16 protein-coding genes are annotated in these 17,307 nt (G+C 54.9%); 1 reads left to right on the plus strand and 15 read right to left on the minus strand.

The genetic code is table 11. The features are described 5' to 3' along the window. Nucleotides 1-6: 6 nt before the first annotated feature. The 5 genes from sucA to sdhC form a co-directional block, all read right to left on the minus strand. On the minus strand, nt 7-2,814 hold the full coding sequence (sucA, locus tag AAGR08_RS13040; protein ID WP_345827069.1) for a 2-oxoglutarate dehydrogenase E1 component: 2,808 nt from the start codon (nt 2,812-2,814) through the stop codon (nt 7-9). 205 nt (nt 2,815-3,019) lie between these two features. After that, complete coding sequence (locus AAGR08_RS13045) at nt 3,020-3,736, minus strand: succinate dehydrogenase iron-sulfur subunit (RefSeq protein ID WP_097094552.1); 717 nt, start codon at nt 3,734-3,736, stop codon at nt 3,020-3,022. Nucleotides 3,737-3,750: 14 nt separating this feature from the next. Continuing rightward, nucleotides 3,751-5,517, minus strand: coding sequence for a succinate dehydrogenase flavoprotein subunit (sdhA, locus tag AAGR08_RS13050; protein WP_097094553.1), 1,767 nt, complete (start codon nt 5,515-5,517; stop codon nt 3,751-3,753). After that, nucleotides 5,518-5,865, minus strand: a complete 348-nt coding sequence (gene sdhD, locus AAGR08_RS13055; RefSeq protein WP_049850912.1) for a succinate dehydrogenase membrane anchor subunit — start codon at nt 5,863-5,865, stop codon at nt 5,518-5,520. After that, nucleotides 5,859-6,248 (minus strand): succinate dehydrogenase cytochrome b556 subunit, encoded by a 390-nt coding sequence (gene sdhC, locus AAGR08_RS13060; protein ID WP_097097569.1) that lies wholly within the window; start codon nt 6,246-6,248, stop codon nt 5,859-5,861. The genes sdhD and sdhC overlap by 7 nt, the downstream gene beginning before the upstream one ends. Nucleotides 6,249-6,886: 638 nt before the next feature. On the opposite strand from sdhC, the gene AAGR08_RS13065 reads away from it, so the two are divergent. Continuing rightward, nucleotides 6,887-8,170: a citrate synthase gene (locus AAGR08_RS13065; protein WP_345827070.1), complete on the plus strand. Its 1,284-nt coding sequence runs from the start codon at nt 6,887-6,889 to the stop codon at nt 8,168-8,170. Nucleotides 8,171-8,221: 51 nt separating this feature from the next. Here the strand turns inward: AAGR08_RS13065 and nei are convergent, their stop codons facing one another. The 10 genes from nei to AAGR08_RS13115 form a co-directional block, all read right to left on the minus strand. Beyond that, a complete protein-coding gene (gene nei / locus AAGR08_RS13070) occupies nt 8,222-9,010 on the minus strand; it encodes an endonuclease VIII (protein WP_345827071.1) in 789 nt (262 codons plus the stop codon). An 11-nt stretch (nt 9,011-9,021) separates the two neighbouring features. Continuing rightward, nucleotides 9,022-9,669, minus strand: coding sequence for a pyroglutamyl-peptidase I (gene pcp / locus AAGR08_RS13075; RefSeq protein ID WP_345827072.1), 648 nt, complete (start codon nt 9,667-9,669; stop codon nt 9,022-9,024). Between the two features lie 7 nt (nt 9,670-9,676). Then, complete coding sequence (locus tag AAGR08_RS13080) at nt 9,677-10,693, minus strand: DUF979 domain-containing protein (protein WP_345827073.1); 1,017 nt, start codon at nt 10,691-10,693, stop codon at nt 9,677-9,679. Continuing rightward, nucleotides 10,693-11,421, minus strand: coding sequence for a DUF969 domain-containing protein (locus AAGR08_RS13085; protein ID WP_345827074.1), 729 nt, complete (start codon nt 11,419-11,421; stop codon nt 10,693-10,695). Before AAGR08_RS13085 ends, AAGR08_RS13080 begins: the two co-directional genes overlap by 1 nt. A 58-nt stretch (nt 11,422-11,479) precedes the next feature. Further along, on the minus strand, nt 11,480-12,217 hold the full coding sequence (gene pxpA, locus AAGR08_RS13090) for a 5-oxoprolinase subunit PxpA (protein WP_345827075.1): 738 nt from the start codon (nt 12,215-12,217) through the stop codon (nt 11,480-11,482). Continuing rightward, complete coding sequence (gene pxpC / locus AAGR08_RS13095) at nt 12,207-13,139, minus strand: 5-oxoprolinase subunit PxpC (RefSeq protein WP_345827076.1); 933 nt, start codon at nt 13,137-13,139, stop codon at nt 12,207-12,209. The genes pxpA and pxpC overlap by 11 nt, the downstream gene beginning before the upstream one ends. After that, nucleotides 13,133-13,789 carry a 5-oxoprolinase subunit PxpB gene (gene pxpB, locus AAGR08_RS13100; protein WP_345827077.1) on the minus strand — a complete coding sequence of 219 codons (657 nt, stop codon included), beginning with the start codon at nt 13,787-13,789 and terminating at the stop codon, nt 13,133-13,135. Before pxpB ends, pxpC begins: the two co-directional genes overlap by 7 nt. A 216-nt stretch (nt 13,790-14,005) precedes the next feature. Beyond that, nucleotides 14,006-14,749, minus strand: coding sequence for a type 2 GTP cyclohydrolase I (locus AAGR08_RS13105; RefSeq protein WP_345827078.1), 744 nt, complete (start codon nt 14,747-14,749; stop codon nt 14,006-14,008). An 18-nt stretch (nt 14,750-14,767) separates the two neighbouring features. Continuing rightward, nucleotides 14,768-16,195 (minus strand): deoxyribodipyrimidine photo-lyase, encoded by a 1,428-nt coding sequence (gene phrB / locus AAGR08_RS13110; protein WP_345827079.1) that lies wholly within the window; start codon nt 16,193-16,195, stop codon nt 14,768-14,770. A 12-nt stretch (nt 16,196-16,207) separates the two neighbouring features. After that, the gene (locus AAGR08_RS13115; protein WP_097094564.1) at nt 16,208-17,164 is read right to left on the minus strand and encodes a 2-thiouracil desulfurase family protein; all 957 of its coding nucleotides are present in this window, start codon (nt 17,162-17,164) and stop codon (nt 16,208-16,210) included. Between the last annotated feature and the right edge of the window lie 143 nt (nt 17,165-17,307).

The following is a 17,307-nucleotide window of genomic DNA, read 5'->3' on the forward strand; positions in this document are numbered from 1 at the left end:
TTTTTATTAACCAAGGTTCAGCGCGTCATTAACCAGGTCTTGCTGCTGTTTTTGATGTACGGACATGTAGCCCACGGCCGGTGAAGCAGAAGCCGGACGGCCTGCATAACGCAGTGACGCACCAAATGGAACCACTTCGCGGAAATGATGCTGACTGCAATACCATGCGCCCTGATTCAGCGGCTCTTCCTGACACCACACGAAATCCTGCACATGAGCATAGTTTTTCAATACGTCCTGCACGACTTTGTGCGGGAACGGATAGAGCTGTTCGATACGTACGATGGCCACGTCGGTCTGCTCGTTCTTACGGCGCTGCTCCAGCAGATCGTAATAAACCTTGCCCGAACACAGCACCACACGCTTAACCTGCTGCGGATCCAAATCGTCGATCTCACCGATCGCTGGCTGGAAGCTGCCGGTCGCTAACTCTTCCAGCGTGGAAATTGCCAGCGGATGACGCAGTAGAGATTTCGGCGACATCACGATCAGCGGACGGCGCATACCGCGCAACGCCTGACGACGCAGCATGTGGTAAACCTGCGCTGGCGTTGAAGGCACGCACACCTGCATGTTCTGCTCAGCACAGAGTTGCAGATAACGCTCCAGACGCGCCGAGGAGTGCTCAGGGCCCTGGCCTTCATAACCGTGTGGCAGCAACATCACCAGGCCACACATCCGGCCCCATTTCTGCTCGCCGGAGCTGATGAACTGATCGATGACCACCTGTGCACCGTTGGCGAAGTCGCCGAACTGCGCTTCCCAAATGGTGAGCACGCGCGGCTCGGCGGTGGCGTAACCGTATTCGAAGGCCAGTACCGCTTCTTCAGACAGCACGGAATCCCACACTTTAAACTGACCCTGACCGTTATGGACATGGTGCAGCGGCGTGTAGGTTGAGCCGTTAGTCTGATTGTGAATCACCGCATGACGATGGAAGAAGGTGCCGCGACCCGTATCTTCACCGGACAAACGCACCGGAATGCCTTCGTCAACCAGCGTGGCGTAGGCGAGGTTTTCTGCACCGCCCCAGTCGAACGCTTTGTTGCCTTCGGCCATCTCTTTACGATCGTTGTAAATCTTGGCGACGCGTGATTGCACTTCTACCGATTCCGGTACGCTGCTGATGCGGCGCGCCAGCTCCTGCAGGCGTTTCAATTCAACGGTTGCGGGGTAGCTCTCATCCCACTCGTGGTTGAGATACGGCGACCAGGTGAAGGAATGCAGGCTCATCGGACGCCATTCCGGCACCACGCATTCGCCTTCATCCAGCGCATCGCGGTAGAGATTCACCATTTCGGTGGCATCTTCGCTGGTCGCTACGCCTTCGCTTTCCAGCTGGTCGGCATAGAGTTTACGCGGCGTTGGATGCTTTTTGATTTTCTGGTACATCAACGGCTGAGTGGCACTTGGCTCATCGGCTTCGTTGTGGCCGTGACGGCGATAGCACACCAGATCGATGAAGACATCGCGTTTGAAGGTGTTGCGATAATCCAGCGCCAGGCGAGTGACAAACGCCACCGCTTCTGGATCGTCCGCATTGACGTGGAAAATCGGTGCTAGCACCATCTTGCCGATGTCAGTACAGTACGGCGTAGAGCGCGCATCTTTCGGGTTGGAGGTGGTAAAGCCAACCTGGTTGTTGATGACGATGCGAACGGTACCGCCCACTTCGTAACCACGCGCCTGCGACATGTTCAGGGTTTCCTGCACCACGCCCTGGCCGATAACCGCAGCATCACCGTGAATGGTGATAGGCAGAACTTTATTGCTGCTTGGTTCAGCCAGACGATCCAGACGCGCACGCACCGAACCCATGACGACCGGGCTAACGATTTCCAGATGCGACGGGTTGAACGCCAGTGCCAGATGCACCAGGCCGCCTTCGGTTTCCACGTCAGACGAGAAGCCCATGTGGTACTTCACGTCGCCGGTGCCGAGATGTTCTTTGTGCTTGCCGGAGAATTCGTCGAACAGATCCTGCGGTTTTTTACCCAGGACGTTAATCAGCACGTTCAGACGACCGCGGTGCGCCATACCCAGCACCACTTCGCGCGTACCGCTCTTACCTGCGTGACGAATCATCTCACGCAGCATCGGTACCAGCGCATCGCCACCTTCCAGCGAGAAGCGTTTTGCACCCGGGAATTTGGCACCCAGATATTTTTCCAGGCCTTCTGCCGCGGTCAGCTCTTTCAGGAAACCTTTTTTCTCGTCGCTGCTGAAAGACGCATGGCCCACCACCGATTCCAGACGCTGCTGAATCCAGCGCTTCTCATCGGTGTTGTTGATGTGCATGTACTCTGCACCAATCGAGCCACAATAAGTCTGCTGCAGCGCCGCGAACAGATCGGCCAGCTTCATGGTTTCTTTGCCGATAGCAAAAGAACCTACGTTAAAGCTTTCCTGAAAATCGGCGTCGGTCAGATCGTGATAAGCCGGATCGAGATCCGCTACGGTTTCCTGCTTCCACAGGCCAAGAGGATCGAGGTTTGCATGCTGATGGCCGCGGAAGCGGAACGCATTAATCAGCTGCAGCACTTTAACCTGTTTTGAGTTGGTCGCCGGATCGGTCACGGTTGACGTGTAACGCGTAGCGTCTTTTGCCAGGCGGCGGAAGTAGTCACGCGTGGTGGAGTGAAATTGCTCAGGTTTCACGCCAGTGCCCGGCAGCAGCTGGAACAGCTCGCGCCACATGTCATCAACTGAGTCAGGATCGGTCAGGAAATCCTCATAGAGTTGCTCTATGTAAGATTGGTTCGCGCCGGCCAGCCAGGAGGAGTCCAGCCAGGGTTTCATCGCGCTGTTCTGCATTGTGATCCCTTAAGCATTAATCTGCTTTTTATGAGGTTTCATTTGTTACCGCTTACGCGGCTTGCCGTAGTGAGTTCAGCGATACGAACCTGTGCGCTACCGGCGCCTGGCTCGTAAGGGAACCTTTATAAGCGTGGTCAGTACCGCGCTTATAGAGGCTTCCGTAAACATCCGGGAACCTCAGTACCCGGACAGTGACTTACTGTTACGCCCCGCGTTGCAGCAGCATCGACTTAATATGGCCGATAGCGCGCGTTGGGTTTAGGCCTTTCGGGCACACGCTCACACAGTTCATGATGCTGTGACAGCGGAAAACACTGAAAGCATCGTTTAGATTGTCGAGACGCGCATTGGTTTCCGTGTCGCGGCTGTCAATCAGGAAACGGTAAGCGGCCAACAGGCCAGCCGGACCGATGAACTTGTCCGGGTTCCACCAGAACGACGGGCACGAAGTGGAGCAACAGGCGCAGAGAATACACTCGTACAATCCATCCAGATGCTCACGCTCGGCTGGGCTCTGTAAATGCTCGCGCGCCGGTGGATTTTCCCCATTATTCAATAGGAAAGGCTTAATCTTCTCATACTGTGCGTAGAATTGTCCCATGTCTACCACGAGGTCGCGGATCACCGGCAAACCTGGCAATGGACGGATGACAATTTTCTTCGAACCGTTGCCGAGTGCAGAAATCGGTGTGATGCACGCCAGGCCATTTTTACCGTTCATGTTCAGACCATCTGAACCGCACACGCCTTCACGGCATGAGCGACGGAAAGCCAGCGTCGGATCTTTCTCTTTCAGACGGATCAGCGCATCCAGCAACATCATGTCGCGACCATCTTCCGATTCCAGCGTGTACTCTTGCATACGCGGCTTGGCATCGACTTCCGGGTTATAACGATAGATTGAAAATTCGAGTCTCATGATGATCTCCGCAATTAGTAAGTACGCGCTTTCGGCGGGAAGGCCGCACGCAGTTTCGGTTGCATGTTCACCTCACGGCGCGTCATGCTTTCCGTCTGCGGAACATAGAGACTGTGGCACAGCCAGTTTTCATCATCGCGCTCCGGATAGTCGAAGCGGCTGTGCGCACCACGGCTTTCGGTACGGAAGTTGGCGGCAACAGCGGTGGCGTAAGCGGTTTCCATCAGGTTATCCAGCTCAAGGCACTCGATACGCTGAGTATTGAAATCGGGCGAACGATCATCAAGGCGCGCCGATTTCAGGCGCTCACGAATCACTTTCAGCTCTTCCAGACCTTCACGCATCGCATCACCTTCGCGGAATACCGAGAAGTTGTTCTGCATGCAGCGCTGCAGCGCTTTACGGATTTCGACCGGGTCTTCACCGGTAGTGTTGTTTTCCCAGCGGTTAAAGCGCGCCATCGCTTCATCAATATTTTCTTGCGTGGCCTCGCGCAGCTCGCCCTGCTCTTCAATGCACTCAAGCAGATGCACACCGGCTGCGCGGCCGAACACCACCAGATCGAGCAGCGAGTTACCGCCAAGACGGTTAGCGCCGTGTACCGATACGCAGGCAATTTCGCCGACGGCAAACAGACCCGGAATCACCACATCTTCGCCCTGCTCATTCACGCGCAGCGCCTGACCGGTTACTTTGGTCGGCACGCCGCCCATCATATAGTGGCAAGTTGGGATGACGGGGATCGGTTCTTTAATGGGATCAACGTGGGCAAAGGTACGCGACAGCTCAAGAATACCCGGCAGACGCGACTCCAGCACTTCAGCACCAAGATGATCGAGTTTCAGTTTGATGTGCGGGCCCCATGGGCCGTCGCAACCACGACCTTCACGAATTTCCACCATCATTGAACGTGCAACGACATCACGACCCGCCAAATCTTTGGCGTTCGGTGCATAACGCTCCATGAAGCGTTCACCGTGCTTGTTCAGCAGGTAACCGCCTTCACCACGGCACCCTTCGGTGACCAGCACGCCCGCGCCAGCAATGCCGGTTGGGTGGAACTGCCACATTTCCATATCCTGCACCGGAACGCCTGCGCGCAGCGCCATACCGACACCGTCACCGGTGTTGATGTGTGCGTTGGTGGTGGATTGATAAATACGTCCCGCACCGCCCGTGGCCAGAATGGTGGCTTTGGCTTTGAAGTAGACGGTTTCACCGGTTTCCATGCAGATAGCGGTACAGCCGACAATCGCACCGTCTTCGTTTTTCACCAGATCCAGCGCATACCATTCGGAGAAGATGGTGGTTTTGTTCTTCAGGTTCTGCTGATACAGCGTATGCAGTAAGGCGTGGCCAGTACGGTCGGCAGCCGCAGCGGTACGCGCTGCCTGCTCACCGCCAAAGTTTTTCGACTGGCCACCAAACGGACGCTGATACACGCGGCCGTCATCAAGACGAGAGAATGGTAAACCCATATGTTCCAGCTCCAGAATCGCTTCTGGACCAACATGACACATATATTCGATCGCGTCCTGGTCACCGATATAGTCGGAACCTTTGACGGTGTCATACATGTGCCATTCCCAGTTATCTTCATGGGTATTGCCCAGCGCAACGGTAATACCGCCCTGCGCCGATACGGTATGGGAACGGGTTGGGAAAACTTTGGATAACAGGGCACAAGTCTGGCCCGATTGGGAGATTTGCAGAGCGGCACGCATTCCTGCCCCACCCGCGCCGATCACCACGGCATCAAATTCTCTGACTGGCAAACTCATTTACACACCCCACACTACAACGGTTCCATAAATCGCGTATGACAACAGCGCAACCACAATCACAAACTGCAGCAGCAAACGGGTTGCTACTGGTTTCACGTAGTCAGTCAGCACCTGCCACATCCCAATCCAGCCGTGGATCAGAATCGAGAACAGCGTCAACATGGTGAACACTTTGGTGAAGGCAGAAGAGAAGAAGCCATGCCAGACGTCATACGTCAGCGTGCCTGTCATCACGACAAAACCGAGGATGTAGAGAATGTAGAGCGTAATTAAGATTGCAGCAGCACGCAGTAACAGCCAGTCATGAATACCGTTGCGTCCTAATGCAGAAGCATTGCTTACCATACGAGGACTCCAGCCAAAATTGAGAGCACGACAGTGATAACAAAAGCCGCTTGCGCGGAACGGGTTCCCACCTGCAGGGTTTCTGCCGTCACACCAAAATCAGCCAACATATGACGAATACCGCTCACGGCGTGATACGCCAGCGCAGTTAAAATGCCCCACATGATGAATTTGGCGAAGAAGCTATCCATGATGGATGCCGCTTGCAGGAAACCTTCTGGAGAGGAGAGAGAGAGACCCAGTAACCAGAGCAGAATTCCGAGAGCGACAAAGGTGATCACGCCGGAGACGCGGTGGAGAATGGACGATATTGCAGTAACGGGAAACCGGATCGTCGAGAGATCCAAGTTAACAGGTCTTTGTTTTTTCACGGTTTTGCCCACACAGCTCTTTTTTATTTTGCTTCCTCCGGTCCTGAGTTGCATCAGAGACACAGCGTGTGTTCAGACTGCAACCGCCACCAAAATAGCAACATCCAGTGTTAAATAAAGCGGGTAAAACGCTGGGTGGCTCCTGGTGTCAGGGTGTTCCGGAGACCTGGCCGCAGTATAGGAGGATCACATTCTGATTACAATTCCCCTACAATCTCTTTGGTCACATTTAGGCTGAACAGTGATCATCCTCACGAATTTCACAATTCATACATTTTTAATTATCTGATTTGACAAAAGATCAACATTTCAGTTACAAACAATCGCATTAAAGCCCTATGATGCACAAAAGTTATGGGGATACACTTTCCCCTAAGCTCAAGTTATGTAACATTGCCACTACAAGCAATGCAAAGCATCAGGTTATTGGTTACCAAGAAGTTATGTCGTGACAGGATCTTTAACATCCGCGATGTGCAGCATGTCATGCCCCGACGCCACCGAATGGCCCAAATTCAGCGTTCACACTGTAACCCTGCACGACAAACGTTACCGCAGAGTGATGCTGTGAAGATTGTGGTTTTATGCAATATGAAGGCTATTCTGGTGTCTAAGATCCTTACCTACTAAGGCGCTATGGAGACGAAATAATGACAGATAAAAAAGTGACGCTAACCCTACAAGATAATACTTCTGTTGAACTGGATGTGATGCAAGGCACGCTGGGACAAGATGTTGTTGATGTCCGCGCCCTTGGCTCACAAGGCCTGTTCACCTTCGATCCCGGCTTCACCTCTACGGCGTCATGCGAATCCAAAATCACTTTCATTGATGGTGATGAAGGCATTCTGTTACACCGCGGTTTCCCGATTGACCAGCTGGCAACCCACTCTAATTACCTTGAAGTGTGTTACATTTTGCTGAATGGCGAAGCCCCGACTCAGGCTCAGTTCGAAGAATTCCGCACCATCGTTACCCGCCACACCATGATCCACGAGCAAATCACCCGACTGTTCCACGGCTTCCGCCGCGATTCACATCCAATGGCGGTGATGTGTGGGGTGACTGGCGCGCTGGCCGCGTTTTATCACGACTCTTTAGACGTCAACATTGAGCGTCACCGTGAAATCGCCGCCTTCCGCCTGCTATCGAAAATGCCGACCATGGCAGCGATGTGCTACAAATACTCCATCGGCCAGCCGTTTGTGTATCCACGCAACGACCTCTCTTATGCCGGTAACTTCCTGCACATGATGTTCGCCACGCCGTGCGAAGAGTACAAAGTTAACCCGGTGCTGGAACGCGCCATGGACCGTATTCTGATTCTGCACGCCGACCATGAGCAGAATGCATCAACTTCAACCGTGCGTACCGCAGGCTCTTCCGGCGCGAACCCGTTTGCCTGTATCGCCGCAGGTATCGCTTCACTGTGGGGACCGGCACACGGCGGTGCCAACGAAGCGACGCTGCGCATGCTGGAAGAGATCAGCACCGTTGAGCACATTCCAGAGTTTGTAAAACGTGCGAAAGACAAGAACGATTCGTTCCGTCTGATGGGCTTTGGCCACCGCGTTTATAAGAATTACGATCCGCGTGCCACCGTAATGCGCGACACCTGTCACGAAGTGCTGAACGAGCTGGGGATGAAAGATGACCTGCTGGAAGTGGCGATGGAGCTGGAACATATTGCGCTGAACGACCCGTACTTCATCGAGCGTAAACTCTATCCAAACGTCGATTTCTACTCAGGCATTATCCTGAAAGCGATGGGCATTCCGTCTTCCATGTTTACCGTCATCTTCGCCATGGCGCGCACCGTGGGCTGGATTGCACACTGGAAAGAGATGCACGACGAAGGCATGAAAATTGCCCGTCCGCGTCAGCTGTATACCGGTTACACCGAGCGTCCATTTACCTCGGAGCTGGACAAATAAACAAAAGGCGGCCACATGGCCGCCTTTTTTATTGTGCGCGAGATCGCACCGCTACACCTGGCATCCCGGACACCAATAAAATGGCCGCGATGACAATACCCCCTTCTCAATCACCGCCCCGCAACGCCGACATTTTTTGCCTTGACGATGAAACACCTCAAAGCGAAACGCGGCATCTTCGTGATATTTCTTCATGCTGCCACGCATCTGATAAGACAAACGCGGCACCGCCAGCATCGCTTCACTCAGCGCCGTGAGCTGCTGCTCACTTAAATCCTGCGCACGATGCGACGCCAGCAATCCGGCGTGCCACAAAATCTCCACGCGCAGATAATTGCCCAAGCCGGCGAGAAAAGCCTGATCGAGCAGCAGGCCGCTGAACTGACGACGTCGAAAGCGCGGCGATAACAGGCGCTCGCGCACGTCATCCACGGTTAAGCTGGCATCTAACACATCCGGTCCAACCCGTTGTAAAAAGGGATGTGCCGCTAAGGTATCAGCGTTGAGCAACTCAATGTCTGAGGCGCTGTAGAGCAAAATGGTGTTATCGGCATTGGCGAGCCGCACGCGCAGCTGTCGCGTGGTATTCGGCTGCGTACCGGTTGGCACCACGCGCCAGACGCCGTATAGCTGATTGTGACTGTAGAGTGTCAGGCCGTTTGAGAAGTGCGTTAGCAGCGCTTTGCCGCGCGTTTCAAAAGCGTTGACGGTGGCTCCCATCAGCGCCGGTTCGTAGGTTTTCAGCTCGGGAAAAGCAAACCACACATCGGTGAGTGGCTTGCCTTCCATTGCCTCTGCCAGCTGATCCGCCGCGCGGCGGATCTCCGGTCCCTCTGGCATAACAACTCCTGTTAGTGGGTGGCGCCACCGACGACGCGGATATCATTTTCGGTACTCAAAACCACCTGTAGCGAGGTTTCCAGCGCCTTAATCACGCTGGCGGTTGCCATACTTGCCACACCAGGATGATGCACCGCTTGTTCCGGCATATACGGAATATGAATAAAACCGCCGCGCGCCTTACTGTTCGTGGTGTGAATCCAGTGCAGCAGGCTGTACATCACGTGATTACAGGTAAAGGTCCCGGCGGTTTGCGATACCGAAGCCGGCACCCCCACTTCACGCAAGGCCGCAACCATGGCTTTGATTGGCAGCGTGGAGAAATAGGCCGCCGGGCCATCCGCCACGATGGATTGATCGATTGGCTGCTGCTGGTCGTTGTCCGGAATGCGTGCATCATCAACGTTAATCGCGACGCGTTCAACGGTAATGTCGGATCGTCCCCCCGCCTGACCAACACAGAGCACGCGATCGGGCTGAATCTCTTCCAGCGCGCGCGTCAGCACTTCACCGCAGGTGGCAAACACCACCGGCAGCTGGCGCACCACAATGCGCGCACCAGCAATTTCTTTGCCATCAAAAGAGCGTACAGCCTCCCATGAAGGGTTAATGTTTTCACCGCCAAACGGCTCGAACGCCGTCATTAACACCGTTTTCATTGTGACCTCACAAGAACATCAGGAAGTAGAGCAGGAAAATATTTACCAACAACAGTAGCACACCGGTTGGTACCTGAGCCTTGATCACCGCGTTACGATCCGGCAACTCTAACAGGCGCGCCGGTACAATGTTGAAGTTGGCTGCCATTGGTGTCATTAACGTACCGCAGTAACCGGAGAACATGCCGATTGCTGCCATCACCGCCGGATTGCCACCGTGTTGCAGCACCAGAATCGGAATACCAATCCCGGCGGTAACAATCGGGAACGCAGCGAAAGCATTGCCCATCACCATGGTTAGCAATGCCATGCCAATGGCATACACGGCCACGGCAATCAGGCGATTATCCACCGCCAGATACTGCTCTGTGAGGTGTGAAATCGCGCTGCCGACACCGGCGCTGGTGAACAGCAGGCCGAGCGTGGCGAGAATCTGCGGCAGAATAAACGCCCAGCCGACCGCATCCAGCAGACGGCGGGTTTCCTGCATCGACTGCAGCGGTTTTTCGTGGGTGATGTTCAACGCAATCAGCCAACCGAGCAGACAGCCAATCATCATTGAGAACAACGTCACCAGCGTGGAGTGATTGCCGGGTCCAAATACTTTTTCCTGCAAACCAGGAATATGGTTGAACGCCAGCACACCCACTACCGTCACCAAAGGTATCGCCAGCGCTGGCAGGAACAGTTTATTGCGCAGACGTTTGGCGCTCTCCTGTTTTTGCTCATCGCTGCGCTGATGGTAACGCCCCAGCCGTACGCCACCGAAACCGGCAATCAGCGCCATCACCACCACGGCAACGCCTACGGCGATGTGCAACCCGCGGCGGCCCAGTTCGGCATCACCCGCCCACTGTCCCATCAATTGATAAGCACCGTCGCCAATCAAAAAAATCAGGCCATATAATGCCCAGAACAGCCCGGTAGTAAAACGGCGCGGGTTGGCGCTATCACGCCAGGAGAGAACGGCAACCACCAGCAGGATCACGCCTGCCAGCCACATCAAATATTGTTGCTGGAACATTACTGCCCTCCTTTGGCATTAAGAGCTTGCTGGTTCAACGCGCCCAGTTCACGCGAAAGCTGACGGTCAAGACGCACCAGACGCGCCGAATGGATGAGGAAAGCGCAGAGTGCGGTGGGGATGCCCCACAGTGCGATATGCAGCGGTTCGGTGCTAATTCCCGCAGACTCCTGCATGAAGTTGTGCATAAAGATGATCGCGCCGAAGGCAACAAAGATATCTTCACCAAAGAACAGACCAATATTATCGGTGGCGGCGGACATCGCGCGCAGGCGATGGCGCACCTCCGGCGAGACCTCACCGTAACGGTTTTCCGTTGCGCCTTCGGCCATCGGCGCCAGCAGCGGGCGCACCATTTGCGGATGGCCGCCAAGGCTGGTTAAGCCTAACGCAGCGGTAATTTCACGCACAAACAGGTAGACGATCAGCAAACGGCCTGCGGTGGCCGTTTTGATCTGCGCGATCCAGCTTTGCGCCCGCTCCTTCAGGCCATGACGCTCCAGCAAACCGATAACCGCCAGCGGCAGCAGCAAAATTAGCGGAAGATTGCGTGTATTAAGGAAGCCGGAGCCGAGCTTTTCCAGAATATCCGTTAACGGCATATGCGCCGCCAGGCCGGTGACGAAACCCGCGACAATGACTACCAGCACCGGGTTAAAGCGCAGCATAAAACCCAGAATGATGGCGGCAATGCCAAGTAACGGCCAGAGATTTACCACGTTGTCCATCTTGTTCCCTCGTCAAAAATACAAAGCCCGGCGTGATGCCGGGCAATGAGTAAAATCGTTATGCGCTCGTCACCGCAATCTGATTTGTCGCAAATGCCGCGCGCAACGTGCGGGCAAATTGCAGTGCGTGTGCACCATCGCCATGTAGACAGACAGTTTCGGCATTCACGCTCACCCATTCGCCGCTGATGCTTTGCACCTGGCGCTGCTGCACCATCGCCAGCGTTTGTGCCAGCGCCTGGTCAGCATCCTCAATCATGGCATTGGGCTGACTGCGGGGTACCAGCGCCCCGCTCGCCAGATAGCCTCGGTCAGCAAACACCTCTTCGCGGGTGCGCAAACCATGGTGGGCAGCCGCCGCAATAGATGCGCTGCCCGCCAGCCCAACCAGGATCAATCCGTCATCTACCGCTTTTACCGCACGCGCAATAGCATCCGCCAGCTGCGGGTCGCTCGCCGCTTGGTTGTACAGCATGCCGTGTGGCTTAACGTGTACCAGACGCTCGCCTTCGCTTTCGGCAATACTTTTCAGTGCACCAATCTGGTAAATCAGCTGTGCATATACGGTTTCTGGCGGCAGCTGCATCGCGGTACGGCCAAAGTTTTCACGGTCGGGGAAACTCGGGTGTGCGCCAATCGCCACGCCTGAGGCTTTCGCCCAACGCACCGATTGCAGCATGGTTTGTGCATCGCCGGCGTGGAAGCCGCAGGCGATATTGGCTGAACTGACCAACGTCAGCAGCTCCCGATCGCTGGCACTGCCCTCGCCAAGATCGGCGTTAAGATCAATCTTCATGTCCCAGCCCCCAGGCTATTTGGTCGAACGAACGTTGTTGATGCTGCTTCGCGCTGATGGCGTCTTCCAGCGTGCAATGAATAAAGTGGATAGGTTCCCCAAGGCGAATTTGCGCCAGATGATAGAGGTCGGCTTCGATGATGCAGGCAATACGCGGATAGCCGCCGGTGGTCTGCGCGTCTGCCATCAATACGATCGGTTGACCGTTGGGCGGGACCTGTACCACGCCTGGCACCAATCCGTGTGACAGCAAATCGCGTGTCGCATCGCGCTTCAGCTCGCGCCCCTGCAGGCGATAGCCCATGCGGTTGCTTTGTGGGCTAAGCTTCCACGGGCTGCGCCAAAAACCCTGCTGCGCTTCACGGCTGAACTCGCTGTATTCCGGGCCCGCCAGCGCGCGAATGCGATTGCCCCACAGCAGTTGGCGCACGCCGGCTTTGTCTTTAAAGTCACGCGTGGGTTTACCTAAAGGCAATTCGTCTCCGTCTTGTAATTTTCGTCCCTGCCAGCCGCCAAAGGCCGCCTTGAGATCGGTACTGACCGAACCGAGCATTTCCGGCGCGGCAAAGCCACCGTTTACCGCCAGATAGCTGCGCATGCCGCGTGTGGGCGTTGCCAGCGACAGCACCTGACCTTTTTTCACCGGCAGTCGCCAGCCGGTCCAGACCGGTTTGCCATCCAGATCGGCATTACAGCCAGCCCCCGTCAGGGCAAACCAGCCATCGCGAGTAAACTGCGCTTTGAATTGGCCAAGCACGATTTCCAGCACCGCACTCTGCTGCGGATTGCCCACCAGCATATTGGCCGTGCGCATCGCCGGTTGATCCAGTGCGCCACCTACGCTAATGCCATATTGCCGAAAACCGGTGCGCCCCTGATCCTGCAGCGAGGTCATCATGCCCGCGCGAAGAATTCTTAACATACGCCCTCCTGCTGCGGCACAAAGCGCACGCTATCGCCGGGACGTAACAACGTTGGCGGCTGCTGCAAGGGATCAAATAGGCTGAGCGGCGTATGACCAATCAACTGCCAGCCGCCAGGTGCAGCCAACGGATAAATACCGGTTTGGCTGCCACCAATGCCCACGGAGCCACTCGGCACAACCACACGCGGCTCGGCGCGGCGCGGCGTATGTAAACGCTCATCCAGTCCACCGAGATAAGGAAAACCAGGCTGGAAGCCGATGAAATAAACCACGTAATCAATGCTGCTATGGAGTTCCACCACTTGTTTGGGCGTCATGCTGGCGCGATCCGCCACCAGCGGCAAATCCGGGCCACCCGCGCCGCCGTACACCACCGGGATTTCTACCCGGCGCGATTCTGGCAGCTGCGCTTCGCTCTCCTCCCACCATTGCTGCAAGCGTTCAATGGCATCAAGCGCATTTTGTTGCGGATCGCGCAGCAGCAACGTCAGGTTATTCATGCCGGGAATGACTTCTTCCACCTGCTCATTGTGCTGCAGTCGCTGACACAATCCCCAGATGCGCTGCTGGCTGGTGAGGGAAACAGGAGGTTCCAGCTCCAGCACCACCGCGCGTTCACCTAGCAGATAACAACGTGCTCGTTGCAAAAACGACCTCCTGGTAAAAATATCTCAAAAAAAACAGATGATTAAGGTGCGCATTAATGCGCGCCCTGCACAACCTTCCCCCTTTAGTTATAGGGGTACCATGATGGCGACCGGGTACGCGTTTATGCGTAAAGGCAATAAGTTATGCGAAAGTGACAGAGTTGTGTCAACAGATTTGCGCCCTTAACGCGTGTTAAGGGCGTGAGAAAAGAAGAATCAGGCAGGATTATCGATGTCGATGAAGGTCACATCGAGACCATGGTGTGCGGCTAACCACTCGCCCAGCGCCTTGATTCCGCCACGCTCGGTCGCGTGATGTCCGGCAGCAAAGAAGTGTAATCCTTGCTCACGTGCGCTGTGGATGGTTTGTTCAGAAACTTCGCCAGTGATGAAAGCATCGACGCCGAATGCCGCCGCGCTATCGATAAAGCCCTGACCGCCGCCGCTGCACCAGGCAACGCGTTTAATTAGCGCTGGCGCATTATCGCCGCAGTGCAGCGGTGTACGGCCTAAACGCTGGGCAATCTTTTCCGCCAGTGCCGCACCGCTCAGCGGTACAGCCAATTCGCCCCACGGCACCAGCGGCTGAATGTCGCCTTTAACTTCAATATCAAACAGACGCGCCAGCTGCGCGTTGTTGCCCAACTCGGGATGCGCATCCAGTGGCAGATGCCAGCCGTACAGGTTGATATCATTGGCCAGCAGCGTTCGCAAGCGCTGGCGCTTCATGCCTTTAATCACCCGTGCTTCACTCTTCCAGAAGTAACCGTGATGCACCAGTACCGCATCAGCATTACGCTTCACCGCTTCATCCAGTAACGCCTGACAAGCGGTAACGCCGGTGATGAGGGTTTTTACTTCGGCGCGTCCTTCAACCTGCAAACCGTTCGGTGCGTAATCGCTGAAGGCGCTAGTGTTAAGCTGCTGGTTGACGATTTGTTCTAATTCAACATTGTTCATTACGGCTCCCTGATCGCTTCAAGCCGCGCTGCGAGCGCGCTCAAAGGCGTCTAGTGTCTTTTTACGTGCGTCCTTATGTTCCACGATTGGCGCGGGATAATCGAGTTTCTTATGGTTTTTCTGCGCCCAAAGCTGCGGCTGGTGGATATCACTGTCTGGCACCGCGCTCAGCTCTGGCAGCCACTGGCGAATAAAGTCGCCCTGTTTATCGAAGCGCTCGCCTTGGGTTGTGGGATTGAAAATGCGGAAATAAGGCGCGGCATCGGTTCCGGTTGACGCCGCCCATTGCCAGCCGCCGTTATTGGCCGCCAGATCACCATCGATCAGTTGCTGCATGAAGTAACGTTCACCTTCACGCCAGTCAATCAGCAGATCCTTCACCAGAAAACTGGCGGTAATCATGCGCAGGCGATTGTGCATCCAGCCGAGCGTGTTGAGCTGGCGCATCGCTGCATCTACGATGGGATAGCCGGTTTTTCCCTGCTGCCACGCCGTTAAATGCGCTTGGTTGTTTTGCCAACCTACGTTGCGCGTCCAGTCAACAAAAGGCTGATGCTTGCACAGCGCTGGAAAGGCCACCATCAAATGGCGGTAAAACTCACGCCAGATCAGCTCATTTAACCAGGTAAACGCCTTGCCTTCGTTGAGCGCATCAGGATGCTCTTTAAGTACGCGATGTAGACACTGACGCGGCGACAGCACGCCAATCGCCAGATAAGCCGATAAACGGCTGGTACCATCGATGGCCGGAAGATCACGTCGTTCGGGATAATGTTGCACCGCCTGTTTGGCGAAATGGCGCAGCTGGTTTAACGCCGCCTCTTCTCCCGCCGGAAACCCGCTTTCATCAAAGGCTTCACAGGGGTAGTTAAAGGCAGGAATCTTCTTTTCGATACTGATAGGCGCACCCGATCGCGCTTTCGGCGCATGATAGCATTCCGGCAGGCCTTGATGCAGGCGGCGTACAAAGGCTTTGCTGAACGGGGTGAACACTTTGAACATGGAGCCGTTACCGGTTTGTACACTTCCCGGCGGCAATAGCAAACTGTCGTCAAAACCCTGACAAATCACACCCTGCGCATCAAGCCGTTTTTCAGCAAGCGCATCGCGTTCGCGTTCGTTAATTTCATACTGGTAGTTGTAATAGAGCGCATCAACTTGCTGCTGCTGACAAAATTGAGCCAAATACTTAACCGAGGCAGCAAAGTCATCACACTGATGGTAATGCAAAGGGATGCCGCGCTCAGCCAATGACGCTTGCAACAAACAGAGATTTTTATGGATAAACTCCGCTTGCTTCGGCGCCATGTGATGCTGTTGCCATTGCTTCGGAGTAGCGATAAACAGCGCCACTACTCTGGCATCGCCGTCGCGGCAGGCAGCAGCTAGCGCGCTGTTATCGTTAATGCGCAGATCGTTACGCAACCAAACTAAGTGGGTGGTCATAAAACCCCGAAATTATTGCCCGTAGCGCAAACGTAGCGCTTCTGGATAGGGATCAAAGTAACGTTGCTGAGCCAGCCACGGATGCGGATATTCCGCCATGTAGTGTTTCAACATGGTGATTGGTGCTAGCAACGGCTGCACGCCGAGACGATAACGATCGATCAACTGCGCCAACTCCTGACGCTGCGGCGAACTCAGCTGCGGACGGAAATAGCCTTGCACGTGCATCAGCACGTTGGTGTGATTGCGGCGCGATGCCTGGTGGGACATCAGATGCATCAGGCGATTGCGATACTCGAAGGCGTAATCTTCCAGCGAATCCCACTGATCCATGGCCGCCACAAAACGCCCCATTTCACGGTACTCATCCTGCGCATGCGAAAGCAGCAGTAATTTGTAGCGGCTGTGAAATGCCATCAACTTGTGGCGCGAAAGGCCACTGCGCCACATCTGGTTAAATTCATGCAGCGCATAAACGCGTCCGATGAAGTTTTCTCGGATGGCATCGTCGTGCAGGCGACCATCCTCTTCCAAAGGTAGCCACGGCATCTCTTTTTGCAAGAAAGCAGTAAACATACCGGTACCAGCCTTACGGTTGTTATTGGTTTCAGGCTCATAAACCCGCACGCGCTCCAGCCCGCAACTTGGCGATTTGGCGCAAAGAATATAGCCGCAAAGATGATGCAAAGACTTCACACGCTCAGCGGACCAGCGCTGCATTTCAGCGGTGACTTCTTCTCCGCCATCTTTACTGAAACAAAGATGAATGTTGTCGTCGCCCTCTTTTACCAACCGTAATGCCGGACGTGGCGTAGGCAAGCCAATTGCCATTTCAGGACATACTGGCTCAAAGCGCACAAATGGCACGAGTTCATCTGTGGCGAAGGCAAAGCGTTTATGGCCGCCATCAAATCGGACGTTATCCCCGAGCAGGCAAGCGCTGATACCAACAGGAATTTTCTCGCTCATACTTGTACAACCTCGTAAATCTTGTAGAGGTTTAAGTGTAGCTGAAATGAGATGGGATAACAGCGTCAGAGATAAGGAGAGGTGAAAATTTACGATAAAAAAAACCCGACGCTTCAGGCGAAGTCGTCGGGTTATTGAGTGTA

Origin of the sequence: Pantoea sp. BRR-3P, from assembly GCF_039621635.1 — a bacterium.
Classification (GTDB): Bacteria; Pseudomonadota; Gammaproteobacteria; order Enterobacterales; family Enterobacteriaceae; genus Pantoea; species Pantoea floridensis.

Coding starts and splice junctions, on each gene's coding strand:
- phrB (WP_345827079.1), bottom strand. CDS start 16,195: ATGACCACCCACTTAGTTTGGTTGCGTAACGATCTGCGCATTAACGAT.
- AAGR08_RS13085 (WP_345827074.1), bottom strand. CDS start 11,421: ATGGACAACGTGGTAAATCTCTGGCCGTTACTTGGCATTGCCGCCATC.
- AAGR08_RS13065 (WP_345827070.1), top strand. CDS start 6,887: ATGACAGATAAAAAAGTGACGCTAACCCTACAAGATAATACTTCTGTT.
- pcp (WP_345827072.1), bottom strand. CDS start 9,669: ATGAAAACGGTGTTAATGACGGCGTTCGAGCCGTTTGGCGGTGAAAAC.
- sucA (WP_345827069.1), bottom strand. CDS start 2,814: ATGCAGAACAGCGCGATGAAACCCTGGCTGGACTCCTCCTGGCTGGCC.
- AAGR08_RS13115 (WP_097094564.1), bottom strand. CDS start 17,164: ATGAGCGAGAAAATTCCTGTTGGTATCAGCGCTTGCCTGCTCGGGGAT.
- pxpA (WP_345827075.1), bottom strand. CDS start 12,217: ATGAAGATTGATCTTAACGCCGATCTTGGCGAGGGCAGTGCCAGCGAT.
- AAGR08_RS13105 (WP_345827078.1), bottom strand. CDS start 14,749: ATGAACAATGTTGAATTAGAACAAATCGTCAACCAGCAGCTTAACACT.
- AAGR08_RS13080 (WP_345827073.1), bottom strand. CDS start 10,693: ATGTTCCAGCAACAATATTTGATGTGGCTGGCAGGCGTGATCCTGCTG.
- pxpC (WP_345827076.1), bottom strand. CDS start 13,139: ATGTTAAGAATTCTTCGCGCGGGCATGATGACCTCGCTGCAGGATCAG.
- sdhD (WP_049850912.1), bottom strand. CDS start 5,865: ATGGTAAGCAATGCTTCTGCATTAGGACGCAACGGTATTCATGACTGG.
- AAGR08_RS13045 (WP_097094552.1), bottom strand. CDS start 3,736: ATGAGACTCGAATTTTCAATCTATCGTTATAACCCGGAAGTCGATGCC.
- nei (WP_345827071.1), bottom strand. CDS start 9,010: ATGCCAGAGGGACCGGAGATCCGCCGCGCGGCGGATCAGCTGGCAGAG.
- sdhA (WP_097094553.1), bottom strand. CDS start 5,517: ATGAGTTTGCCAGTCAGAGAATTTGATGCCGTGGTGATCGGCGCGGGT.